Source organism: Streptomyces sp. NPDC002845 (assembly GCF_053591955.1).
In genome coordinates this window covers 104,294-117,008 of the sequence record NZ_JBSFUU010000028.1, presented here as the reverse complement: position 1 = coordinate 117,008, position 12,715 = coordinate 104,294, and the positions used below count along the sequence as shown (strand labels likewise).

Below are 12,715 nucleotides of genomic sequence, written 5' to 3'. Positions count from 1 at the left end.
GCCCTGTGCGGCACCAGCCCGGTCGAGGCATCCTCCGGCAAGACCCAGCGCCGCAGACTCAACCGCGGCGGCGACCGCCAGGCCAACGCCGCTCTCTACCGAATCGTCCTCAGCCGCCTGCGCTGGGCAGGCCCTTCCCAGGACTACCTGCGGCGACGCCTCGCGGAGGGCAAGACCAAACGAGAGATCATCCGCTGCCTCAAACGGTACGTCGCACGAGAGATCTACCGGCACATCGCCCCCGCAAACACCGCGGCACACCCCACGGAACCAGCCCGAGACGCCACTTGACATCCATAGGGGCATCAACGCCGTCTCCGAGGCGTTCAACAGTGTGCTGAAGGTGGAGTACGTCCATCGGCGGCACTTCCGTAGCCGGGCCGAGACCCGCATCAAGATCGGTATGCGGATCGCGGACTTCTACAACACACGCCGAATCCACAGCGCGTGCGCGTTCCTCAGCCCGGAGGAGTTCGAGCGAAGGCCTGCGCCCCGAGTCTCAAGGTCGAGCTGGTCGAGGTCGGCGCCGACACCGCCGTCCTCGCGCCGTGTAGCCCGCCGCCCAGTAGGCCGCAGTCCGGAGCAGGCGGCATGCCTTCCTGGCGACACCCAGGTCGGCGAAAAGGCGCATTTTACGCGTCCCTTGCCAGGCACCGACCGGCGTCTGAGGCGACACCACCCGAACGAGGACGACACGCCTAGACCGCTCCCATCAGCGCGACTACGCCGACCAGAAAAGCGGATTCAACTCCACGAAGGAGCAGGCCCCATGAGCATCATGGACACGAACTCCACGGTCGGCGAGCACCTCATCCCTCTCGCCTCGCGGCTCGCCAACGGCACCGCGAAGGGCTCGGCCCGCGGCAAGCAATCGGAGACGGCCGCCGCCCGGATCATCCTCCAGCTGGAGCAGAACCACGCCGAGGCCAACGCCGTCGGCCTCGGCAGCCCCGAACTGGACGCCTTCCACAGCCTGATCATCAGCCTCGTCGCCGAAGCGGACGACCCGAAGGCCGTCATCGCCCACGTGGCCGAACTCCTCTGCGACCACGCCGAGAACAAGGCCTACCTGCCCAAGCTCATCCAGGAGTGCGAGCGCCTCGGCCTCGCACTCCAGCTGACTGACGACCCGGCCGTGGACCACCCCGAACTCAGGACCATCGACGGCCGCCGCACCGTCGTCGCCCGCGCCGACGAGGTGGCCGTGGCATACGACGACGTCCACGCGGTCGGCCGCTGCCTCACCTGCAGCGGTGACCTGGACGACACCGCCCTCCTGCACTTCCCAGCCGATGCCCTCCTGACCTTCCGCGGCACCCAGGACATGACTGGCGCGGACGTCAAGGTCTGCCGCACGTGCGTCGAGGCGTCCGGTCTCCCCCTCACCGCCGCCCAGCGCGGCCCCGAGTGGATGCTCCGCTGGGGCTGCCCCCAGTGGTGCGTCAACGACCACGCCGAGCCGCACGCCGCAGAGTGGCACAGCGCCTTCCCTGCCGAGACCAAGCTGCGAGACGCCGCCATCGACTCCAGCGGGTACAACGGGAACGGCGACGGGCTGCCGTGGATGTCCGCGCAGGTCGTCGTCAGCAACGACAAGCCGCAGGCGTACGGCCGCCGCACGCAGGTGTGGCTGGGCTACGGCGTCCACTTGGGCGAGCTGAGCCCGGCCGAGGCGCGGGAGGCACTGGAGGAGATGCGCGGCTTCGTCAATCGGCTGGAGCATGTGGTCAAGCAGGCGGAGGAGATCGCGCGGGACGACTTCGAGGCCGACCCCGAGATCGCGCGTCTCGACCGTGAGGCGGAGGACCGCCGGATCCAGGTGATCCGGAGCACGCCGGAGCACGCCGGAGCACGCCGCCTAGTCCAACCCCAAGACGGCCCCAGGGTCGGCGACTCCACCGCCGCCCCGGGGCCTGGGCCCAGCCCCTCGGCCCGGACAGTCTTGCTGCTGGGCGGGTAGGGGATGGTGTCCCGACCGCAGCGGTCGGTAGCGCAATGGCACCATCGACGGCCCCAGTGTCGCCCGGACGGTACGAGCGGATCTCGGCGTAACGCACGTGCGCATCCATCAGCCCAGCGCGCCCATCAACACGGTGCCCCTATGACGGCGGAATGCCGCAGTGGCACAGGTTGGCACTTCTCGACAAGGAACGGCCTCTGTCACCAGCGTGTTCGAGACCGCAGCGGTCACGATTTCCTCGTTCTCTCCACCCGCTTCGGCCGCTCCGCAGCCACCCGTACCGCACCATCGCTGCGCCGATGGCCTCCCCTCGACCTCCCCTGCTTCCCGAGCCCCGGTCCGAATCAGGCGAAGATCTACACAAACACGCAGGTCAACGGCCTACACGTCGTCAGAGTCACTGAGCGTGGAAACCTCACAACCTACGCACGGAATGCGTAGGTCAACAGGCGTCCCAAATCACCGATCCCATGGTCAAGGAAAAGAAAAAACCGCAGGTCATAGGCTTGACCTGCGGTTCCCCTCGGAGCCGCCTTCGGGATTCGAACCCGAGACCTACGCATTACGAGACCATGAGCGATCGTGTTGCGTCGTGCCGGGTCGTGCTACTGAGTGACGTTCTGCCTGATCAGAGCACGTGCGACTGGTTGGTCTGTGCTGCCTCGTAATGCACGGTCCAAAGGCGTCTGTCCACCGGCTGTCCACCGGCGGGGCTGCCACCGGGCTGCCAGTGTGAGACCTCCACGGCACCGCCGATGACGCTGGGGATGGGTCGGAGAGATGAACGAAGATCTTGTCAGGCCTCTACAAGCGATTCTTCAGCTACCGACACTACTGGATGGCTCCCAGCGATGGATGGTCCGGCTGTCGCGTCGGGATGGCACTGGGTTCCGCTTCGCCGGAGGCGGTGGTGCTGCTCGTAGGGATCGTGGAGTGCCTGGTCATCTGGGGTTTGGCAGGGCCTGGAGCCGGTCGACCACTGTGGGATATGGCGTCCTCATGCTGGCTTCGGCCGATACCCCTTACGATCATCGGCAGACGGGATGGCAACTGCGTCGGTACCGCACAGCGCTCGACGATTCACCAAGGGGGCGGTTCCCAATAGCCGAGAAGCCCTCCAAGATTTCAAGGGACGACTTCACCAAGAGCGTGAAGGACACGCTCGCCTCGCGGGTTGCCTCCAGGTGCAGCAATCCTGACTGTGGAGCTGTCACGTCCGGCCCCAAGCTCCAGACGAGCGGCGCCGTCAACCTCGGCGTCGGGGCCCACATCACCGCCGCCAGTCCCGGTGGCCCGCGCTACGATCCCGCTCTCACCTCGACCGAGCGCTCCGCCGGGGACAACGGTATCTGGCTGTGCCAGAACTGTGCCAAGCTCATCGACAGCGACGTTGTGCGCTACACCGTGACAACCCTGCGGCAGTGGAAGGCCGAGGCCGAGCATCGCGCCCTGGTGATGCTTCAGGCCTGTGTCGGAGCAGCCGATGACTCCCTCGCGCTTGCTCTGCCGCAGCTCGACTCACCCGACTCTCTCCTGGCCTTCGCCAGCACCGCCATCGCTCGCGTCGGACGCGATACCGAACTCGGGGAATTGAAGACCTTCCTCGATGCAGGGCCAACCTTCTCGTGGTGGCTGTGGACCGGCTCCGCCGGCACCGGGAAGAGCCGCTTGGCCATCGAACTGTGCCGGGCGGTGTCTGGGGAATGGCACGCAGGGTTCCTGCGCGAGAACAGCCAGCCTGCTCTGGACAGCCTCCAGCCGACGCGTCCCACGCTCGTCGTCGTCGACTACGCGGCGCAGCGCAGCGCTTGGCTCTCGGATGCTCTGTTCCGCCTCAGCCAGCAGGCCCTGAGCGCGCCCGTGCGCGTGCTGGTCCTGGAGCGCCAGGCCGCAGGTCCGTGGTGGGACATGGTGCAGCGCACCCACCGCATGGAGGAGTCCTTCCATATCCAGGCGAGCAGTTACGGTCTTCCACGCCGACTCGGGGGCCTGTCCCGTCCGGAAATCCGCAGGCTGGTCAGCGCTGTCGGGGCGCGGGCCGGAGCGGATCTGTCGTCAACGAACATCGAGGACATCGCCGACCACGCCGAGGAGATTGATCCCGCGTGCCGTCCGCTGTTCGTACTCATCGCCACGTTGGACTGGATGGACGGCAACGGCATCAGTGCAGACCGCGACGCGGCCCTGCGGCGCCTGATCGCGCGCACGAACAGCCAGAGGGTGCAGTCCCCAAGCAGTTCGCCGAGCGCACGCCACGTACGTAACATATGGACCCTGGCGACAGCCCTCGGCGGCACCTCGGCCGACTCCTACGCCCACCTCCTACACACGCTCGCCCCTCCGACGGGATTGCTGCCGGACGTGTACAGCGACTTCCATCCAGTATCGCTCGACGACCTCCTGGACGGAGTCCGTCCCGACATCCTGGGCGAGTTGTACGTCCTCGACCGGCTCGCCGCTGCTGGTGCCGAACACCTTGCCGCCGCAGCACTGCTGAGATTGGCGTGGCAGTCCGATCAGGAGGCGTACCGAGCCTTCGTTGAACGCGCTGCCGGCGATCACAGAGAGCACCCCAGCCTGGTGGATCTGCTCGGCGCCGGCGACTGGCTCACATCTCCGACGGCGTGTGTGCGCATGGCGGTGGACACCATCCCGCTCCTGCAGCGCAGCAATCACCCGGCCCTCACATGGATCTTCTCCCGCCTCGACTCCCTGCGGCAGTCCGCTGCCGACGAGGCAATCGACGAACTCACGATGACCGCACGCTTCCGCCTCGCCAACCTCATCCTCAACGAAGGCAACGCCCGCCGGGCGAACACGCTCTACACCGAGGCACTCGCCGCCTGCGATCCGGCGTGGCCTGTGCGCTCCAACATCCTGAACAACCGTGGCATCACCTGGCTGGACATCGGCGACCATAACGCCGCGACCGCTGACTTCACCGCGGTCATCAACGTCCCCTCCGCCACGGACGAGGCGCGTGCCTGTGCCCTCAACAACCGGGCCGACATCTTTGACGACGATGACGATGTTGCCTCCGCCGTCGCGGACCGCACGAGCGTGCTCGAACTGGCAGAGACGACGTACAACCGGCGTTTCATCGCTCTCATCCGACGAGCGCGCACCTTGTGGAAGTACGGAGACCACGACGGCGCCCAGCGAGATATCGAGTCGATCCTGGCGACGGGCGACATCGCACCGGAGCAGAAAATGGCAGCCCGGCTGCAACGTGCCGAATGGCTCATCGACAGCGGCGCAGCCCCCGATGCCCAGACGGACCTGGAGACAGTGATCGCATCCGACCGGAACTTCGAGACCGTCGAGAGCCGCGTTCGGGAGCTCCTTGCCCGCCCGCAGACCCACAATGTCTAGTCCAAGCTTCCCATGCTCGCTCGGGGCAACGAAGACGGCCGGCAACGAGGGGATCCCGTTACCGACTTGACGCGCTGCGTATTTCTGCCCACTCAGATCGTTCATGTGGGTGTGAAAAATCTCCAGGGTCGAGCATGGTCTCAGAGTAGAATCTGGATCGCGTGATCGACTCCTTGACCGTAATTCGTCTTGTCGTGCCCGAAGTAGCTTGAAGTCGTCAAGGAATCTGCGACTCGCAGTATGGAACGTTGCGTGGGGAGGGCATCGTGAGTGAAGGCGATTCCGTAGCGAGCAGTGCGGGTCCTTCTGATGAATCGCGAGCCACTTATCGGCATGATTCGTCCTTGGTGCCTGCCCTGGCTAGACTCGCGGATGCGGCGTGTGAAGGGGCCGACGACTTGGTGACTGCGAGTCTTCGCATTCCACAAATAGCGCAGGACGCTGAGACTTCGTTTGATCTTGCCGCTCTACAGGTGCTGACCGCAACCTTTACGTATCATCTTGCGATGCGTCCATTCATGTCTGCTCAGCCAGGTGCATCTCTAGTTCCACTGGACGGGCCGTCGCTCTTTCCGGTGGCGTTGCGCGATGCTGATAGTGACGTGCGAGAACTGTGGCGCTCTCTCTATTCATCCGTGACGCATCCTGTGATGAAGGCTCGTTGTGCGGATATTGTCTTCAGTCTTCGCCTGGCGAATAGCCGTGACGCTGCCGAAGAAGCTGTCCGCGCTTATCTGGATGCAATCGGGTGCAGTCTTTCTGTTACTGAGCAGGGAACTGGCTTGTTGCGCGCGTGGGAGCTTACGCGTTCAGTAAATCTCTCCTCAATGGTGCAGCAAGTTAAAACAGCCATGCTGGATATGGCGGAGAGTCTGCTGGGTGACGGTGAAGATGGATACATCTTCACCCACCTGCTGGATGCCCTGAGTGCGCCGCAACGAAAAAAGAATGCACAGCCGGTAGATCCCAGGGTCGACGATCTGCTCGACAGGGCACTTCTGGCCTACCCGGGTACGCTTGCTGTTGGTCAAATAGCTGCGCTTGTCCGGCGTAGAGCTGTTGCTACTGACGACGATGCCCGTGCTCGGCATGCCAGTGAGGTTGAGGTCAAGGCTTATTTGAGTGATGCCGATGGGGCCGTTGATGCGCTAGTCATTAGGGCGCATCTGAATGACGCGGCTTCGCTTGCTCGCCGACTCAATGTCCCAGAACTGGAAAGTTTGGCAATCTCTCGTTTGCAGTCTGCTCCTCCTGTCGAGTGGAAGACCATAGAAACCGAATTCAAAATCCCGAATGCCTATATCCGCGGTTATCTGCGACCATACAGGCGAGTCGACACGTGGCGTAAAGCCCTGGGGGTCTGGTTCAATAGCGAGTCACCCAGCGGCAACCTGACTAACAATAAGGCTGCGGCACGCAGTGTGCTGAATCGTTCGGCGTTCGCCAGGCTCGTAACGACAGTAGTCTTTGGACCGGGCGATCTCCCAAAGCGTGTTCTTTCAGAAGAAGACGAAGCATTTCAGCATGAGCTAGTCAGGGAAGAGACCTGTGGAATCAATTTTCACGGGATCTTTCTTGCAGACGCTCTAGATATAATCAAGGAGCGTTTCGGGATTCCTTCTTTCAGGGATCTTGAAGATTCTATCGCCACGTCGGGAACCAATCCCGTGTCGGCTAGGGCTCTTGCGAAAGGATTGATTCTGTATTGGGTCGGCGAATTTGATGCTTGTGCGCATCTCGTTGTGCCCAAAATTGAAGCATCGGTTCGGGCGCTTCTATTGGAGCTTAATGAGCCTGTATATAAAACGCAGGTCGGCGATGGGGTGGGGCAATTTCCGGGCCTTGGCGCGCTCCTCCCGTACTTGACGGACAATGGTTTTGACCCTGACTGGGAGCGTTTCCTGAGAACATTTCTACTCGGAGACGGGATGAGTGTCCGCAACCTTGTCGCTCACGGGTTTATGGACACTGTGAGCCGGGAGAAGGCCGCTCTGGCACTTCGGGCGTACTCGCTGCTGGTACTCATTACCTCCCACGAGCACGCTGGGAGGGACGCGGGGCTCGTCAAGGCCGGCTTGGCCAACCCGCTCGGAGTACCGCCACGTCCGTGGTGGCGGCGCATCGGGCGTGCTGTGCGAGCGGCCCGGAACGAGCTTCTGAGGTAAGCGTGCTGGGCTTCGAGTGGTCTCAATCATGGTCTCAGCGGCCGCTCATTCCACGGTCGTCCGGTCACGTCCGCTCAAGTCTCACAGTGCTTGTGACCAGGAAGGCAGCCGGAGCGCGCCTGGCTGCAACTCACCGTCCACTCGGACGATGAATGCCAACACCGGACGTGGAACGGGGGGGACGCCATGGGTGCTCCTTCAATCAATAGTCGCCGTCTTCTCCTGGAAGACCGGCCGCCGCCGAGCACCCCCACGGTGCAGCGGCTTCCCGGCAAGGCCAGGTCACGCCAGGAGGTGCTGCGGGAGTGCGAGGCGGAGGTCGCCGAAATGCGCGGGTACATCCCGAGGGTGCTCTGGGACTTCCTGATTCCGGATCTGAGCCGCGTGTTCCGGTGGCGCGTTCAGCTTGACTGCGGCTGCATCCCCGAGGTTCTCACTCGTGACGACGGCACCCCACCGCACGAGGCACAGTGGAAGGCTCTCCACTCACCACTGCCTCCGGGGCAGATGATCTGTCATCACGACGACTCCCCGCCGCCGCCTTATCGCGTGATCGCTGAGTGGGGAGAACGGAGGGAGGTGAAGTTTCCCGCCGACCCGGTCGAACCGCCGGACGACACTGACCCCAAGGTTTGGTCGATGATCCGCCATGACGAGCCGCACACCTCCGCCTTCTGGGAAGTGACGTTGGCTTGCGGTCACGTGGAGGAGGCCATCGCCCCGAGTCTCGATTGGGTACCTGCTTCTGGACCTCGTCGTGCGGATCCGGAACGAGTCCAGCAGATGTCTGCCGAGTTCGAGGACGCGTGGCGTGCGAACCCGGAATTGCAGACCGAGCGGGATCGGGAGCACACCCGACGGATGCTCGCGGACGGCTGGCCGAGCCCGGAGCCTGAGCGACTCTGCTACTCCTGCCCCCAAGTTCGGATGATCTCGGCCTACGAGCGCGTCGGATGGCTTGTCCCCCGACCACGACAGCCCGGGAAGGCTGCGAGCACCGCACCCACACCCTCACGGTCCACCTTGGAGCGGAGGCTGCGAAAGGCCGAAGCCGAGGCCGAGCGTCTACGGGCTGAGTTGGATCAGATCGACTAGGGACCGCTTCGCCCTGCTGGCGGTCCGCAGGGGACCTTCCTCGTTGGGTAAAGTCGTTGTCGCGATTCGAAAGATCCGAATCGCCGGTGACCTTCTTCCATGCCGAATCATGGGCCCCGTTCGTGTACGCCTACCGCACGGGCGGCCTGCTTGACCGGCCTGTACCACTACGACGACCTGTGGACCGAGGAACCCTGGACCGACGAGTACGACTTGGCGGTCTGGCCGGTACCCCGGCCCCCTGCGGGGGGCGGGGTACTTCTCGTATGCTCCGGCGCATGCGACGCACCTTCATACCGCTCGCCCTCGCCGCTCTCGCGCTGGCCGGCTGCACCACCGAGGAGGACAAGGCCGCGAGGTACTGGGACGGCTACCGGTTCGGCGAGCAGACGGCGACGGACTACGCGAAGCGCGTCCTCGACACCAACTTCACGTACTGCACGACCGGCCAGGAGGTGGCCACCGGGCAGGACATGTGCACCCGCCCCGGCGGCCCCGACACCCGGTACCCCACCTCCGTGGGACAGCGGGAGTGCGCAGAAGCGCTCCCTGACGGCCTGGACGGCGACGAGCGCGACGCATGGAACAAGGGCTGCATCACCGGCATGGCTCTCGATGTGCCGGACGTCGTGACGTACGGGGCCGATCCTCAGAAGTGAGCCTCAGGAAAGTCTTGTTGGCTGGCCGGATCGGGCGCCGGACGGCTGCGGCAGGGCGTCTCCTGCCGGCTCTTCTTGGCAGGCGTTCCGGAGACGTTCGTCCATTTCAGCCGCCAGTCCAGTCAGCCGCGCGTACAGCGCCTGTTCTTGCTTGGACAGGTTTCCGGACTTCATCCTCGCCAACAACTCTTCCGTGGCATCGGACAGGACACCCAGGCAGGTCTGGGCCGCCTCGTCGAAGCCGCGATCGTACACACTGAAGTAATAGGCGCGTGCCCTCTCCTCGGCCTCCTCTCGTACCGCGTGGCCGAGCTCGCGCAACACCTGCTTGCCCCTCGACATGCTGCCCCTCCCCTTCCCCGTACTCGACACCGAGCTGCTGAAGGTACCGCCCGTCTGGCCCAGTTGGCGATCACGACCGCTTACGCCCGGCTGGCGACTGCCTGCCTCCACAGCGGGGCCTTCGCCGAGCGACGCTGATGCGCCGTGACCACCGTCGGGCGCTGGGCCGCCTGCTGGTCCCGCTCCTCCGCCGAGGTCGGCTTTCGCTGTCGGCCCCTGCCCTTGCCCACCTCGTGAAAGCCCGAGGCTAGGGCGGGCTGGTAGACAAACGGCGGCGCCTCCACGGACCGCTGTTCCCCGGCCGTTACTGCTCGGGTGCCTCGCCGTCAGAACCCGGCTCGGCGGCGGGCTTCTCCTCGGGAGGAGCAGTGCGCCGGTATTGCGGGTGGTCGAGGTCCATCTGCCTGGCGGCGTGCAAGGGCACGGGGAAGCGGGCCCGGTCTGACCAGAAGAGGGTCTGGTGGCAAAGCTTTGCCGTGGCCACGGCAAAAGCTTCCGCCGAGACGCCCTCGGCGCAGGCCAGCGGGTAGATCTCGGTCGCAGTCATGGAGTACCAGTTCTGGGGCATCTCGCCCTTGCGGCGCTCCTCCTTCTTATCTGAGTGGACGGACCGCTTGGCGTCCCATCGGGTGCACTTCGAGCCAAGTCGGCCAGCGCCGTCGCCGTCGTAGGCGCGCGGCACGTTACACAAGATCCAGACGGGTGCGCCGAAGTCCACCTCGACTTGATACAGCATCCGGGTTGTTTCGCCGTCTGTCGTGACGCCAGCCTGTCCCTTCAGCACACGCGTGGTGCTGACAGGCGGCGGGACCTCCTCGTCCGCGATGTTGATGCGGATCACGGCACGCGGCCTCTCGTCGCTGCTCAGGGAGCTGCCCGGGAGCCAATAGCGGCTGAAGCGCGGAGTCGGAGATGCCCCTTGGTTCATGTTCTGCAGCCCCTCCCACATTCGGCGGCAGGCCAGCCCGTCCACGGTGACGGTGTAGGGGACGCCGTCCAGCTCCTCAGCCAGATCTCCGAGGGCCAACTCAACCGCCTCGGCTGCGTCGTCCCAGCGCTGCCGGTGACTCTTCTTGTCCCCGTTCTCCTGGGGGTAGGCCGTGGCGTGGAAGGCGGGCTGGGCGCTGCGGTAGGGCTGCCACTGGGGTCGGGTGGAGCTCCATCCGAGCATGCCCCATGTCCCACCGGCCCGGGCTGGCGGGATGAGTGCTGATGCGGTGATCACGACCTTGGGGGGCCCGTTCTCCCCCTTCCGCCGGTTCTGCTGGCGTACATGGACACCGACTTGGGCGACTCGGTGAACGGGGTAATCGGAGGTTTCGGGTTCCAGCGCGTTGGCGATGCGGTCGTCGATGACTCCGAGCGAGCGGTAGAGGTCGAGGAGGGCCATTTCGGCCGGGTGGTCCTTCGCCTTCGGCGTGACGATGCCCTTGTCGTTCTTGCCCAGGATGTACTGGGTGGGAACGCCGAGGCCAGCAAGGAGCGATCGCGTCAGGAGCTTGCCGTCGCGGCTGTCGGCGTCCGTGCCGTTCTGCTCGTCAACGGCCTCGGGCTTCTCCGTCTCGCACCAGGCGCCAACAAGGATTCCGTCTCGGGAGACCAGCGAAGCGCCGGTGTGTGCCAGGGCTTCTCGCCTGCCGTCCGGTCCACCGGGCTTGAGGAAGTCGGTGGCCAGGTGGAGCACCGCGGTGATCTGGTCGCCGTGGAGGCTGAACTCCTGGCCGTTGTGCGGGTCGAGCCCCGTGGGGTCGACGCCGTAGGTCTTGCAGAGGGTGTCGAGCATCCGCAGCCGGGTCTCGTCGCGGTACCACAGGCAGGCGATGCGCAGCTTCTTGAAGCCGGCGGCCTCGACTGCGGAGAAAACGGACTCCGGCGTGGGCACAGCGCTGCCTCTCGCCCGGAGCGGCTCCTTGCTCTCGTTCCTCTCCCGTTCCTCCTTGCGGCGTTCGAGCTCCTTCTTGGTGACGCGCTCAGGGTCGGTCGGCCGGTGGGGAAGCGTCATCGGCGCCTCCCGCATCGTCAGAGGCACGGCCACGTCACCGAACGCCTCGGCGACGTGGCCGTAGAGAAGGCGCAAGTGCTGCATCCCGGTGCCGGTGCCGATAGGGAAGGAATAGCTCTTGGGGAGGACCGGCCACACCTGGCCAGGGTGTTCGCGGGGGAAGGCCGCTGGCTTCTTCTCCTCGCGGGCCGCCTTGAGGAACTCCTGTTCCCGGCGGGATCGCTGGTCGATCGTCCGCAGGATCGAGTAGTCCATCTCCAGACGCCCCAGCGCCTCCAAAGCGAGCCGGTTCACGGTGCGGGCGGCGCCGCGGCCGTTGAGCGACACTTCAAGGAGCGGGCGCCCAGAGCCGGGCTGCACAGCCAGGGCCGTCTTCGAGAAGATCAGCGAGGAGGAGATGCGGGTCACTCTCGACGACACCAGGAGCACGGGACTGGCGATGTTCGGAAGGGTCTTGAGCCGCAGCGCGGTGCGGGAGAGGGCATACCGGCCGCCCTGCTCGTTCTGCCAGGGCTCTTCCAGGGCGACCAGACCGCCGGTGGTGTCGGGGCGCAGTGCGATCTTCCTGCTTTCGGAGATCGCCCACGGCTTGGCGGCCATGCGGCGGGAGAGGTCCCAGGCGACGGTCCGGTAGACCCATCCGGGGGCGTTGGGCTGCTTGCCGTCGGCCGGCTTGAGGTGGTCGGCGAGCGTGTACCGGTGTTCTGGTGACGCGGCGATCCGTTTGGCGAGCTCAGGAGCCATGGCGAGGTCAATGGTTTCGATCTTCTCCCCGAGCGCTAGCGCATGGGTGAGGGTGAACACCTGACAGAGCAGCTCGCTGTCGAGCGGTTCGCGCGAGGCGAGGAACGGCCCACGGAAGTCGGGGTCAAAGTAGACGTAGCCGCCGCTCAGGGTGCTGAGCACGGTGGTAGCGATCGAGTACGGGGCCTGCGCCGCGTCGTCGCCGTAGCGGCGTGCGCATTGCCTGCTGAAGTCGCTCCACAGCTTCTCGGTCTCGCTGTCGAAGTGCCGCACGTACACCGCGGCGTCGCCGACGAGCTTGGGTGTGCAGCGGTAGGCGAGGGTGTTCAGGTACATCCCGGGCTCGCGGTCCTGCTGGGTCACGCGTCCTCTTCTC

Annotated in this window: 8 protein-coding genes and 1 pseudogene; 7 read left to right on the top strand and 2 right to left on the bottom strand. The window is 65.2% G+C overall.

Translation table 11 applies throughout. The annotated features are described in order from the left end of the window. The 7 genes and pseudogenes from ACWD3C_RS21885 to ACWD3C_RS21855 all read left to right on the top strand — a co-directional run. On the top strand, positions 1 to 291 hold a 291-nt coding region (locus ACWD3C_RS21885; protein ID WP_451146308.1), incomplete at its 5' end, for a transposase. 1 nt (position 292) lies between these two features. Next, positions 293 to 469: pseudogene (locus ACWD3C_RS21880) on the top strand (IS3 family transposase); the annotation flags it as partial. 300 nt (positions 470 to 769) lie between these two features. After that, complete coding sequence (locus ACWD3C_RS21875) at positions 770 to 1,960, top strand: DUF6907 domain-containing protein (protein ID WP_451146306.1); 1,191 nt, start codon at positions 770 to 772, stop codon at positions 1,958 to 1,960. Positions 1,961 to 2,740: 780 nt separating this feature from the next. Next, positions 2,741 to 5,332, top strand: coding sequence for a hypothetical protein (locus ACWD3C_RS21870; RefSeq protein WP_451146302.1), 2,592 nt, complete (start codon positions 2,741 to 2,743; stop codon positions 5,330 to 5,332). 266 nt (positions 5,333 to 5,598) lie between these two features. After that, positions 5,599 to 7,497, top strand: a complete 1,899-nt coding sequence (locus ACWD3C_RS21865; RefSeq protein WP_451146300.1) for a DUF7380 domain-containing protein — start codon at positions 5,599 to 5,601, stop codon at positions 7,495 to 7,497. Positions 7,498 to 7,752: 255 nt separating this feature from the next. Then, a complete protein-coding gene (locus tag ACWD3C_RS21860) occupies positions 7,753 to 8,592 on the top strand; it encodes a hypothetical protein (RefSeq protein ID WP_451146298.1) in 840 nt (279 codons plus the stop codon). 278 nt (positions 8,593 to 8,870) lie between these two features. Next, complete coding sequence (locus ACWD3C_RS21855) at positions 8,871 to 9,251, top strand: hypothetical protein (protein WP_451146296.1); 381 nt, start codon at positions 8,871 to 8,873, stop codon at positions 9,249 to 9,251. Positions 9,252 to 9,254: 3 nt separating this feature from the next. Here the strand turns inward: ACWD3C_RS21855 and ACWD3C_RS21850 are convergent, their stop codons facing one another. Then, positions 9,255 to 9,593 (bottom strand): hypothetical protein, encoded by a 339-nt coding sequence (locus ACWD3C_RS21850; protein ID WP_451146294.1) that lies wholly within the window; start codon positions 9,591 to 9,593, stop codon positions 9,255 to 9,257. 304 nt (positions 9,594 to 9,897) lie between these two features. After that, positions 9,898 to 12,702, bottom strand: coding sequence for an RNaseH domain-containing protein (locus ACWD3C_RS21845; RefSeq protein WP_451146292.1), 2,805 nt, complete (start codon positions 12,700 to 12,702; stop codon positions 9,898 to 9,900). Positions 12,703 to 12,715 lie beyond the last annotated feature (13 nt).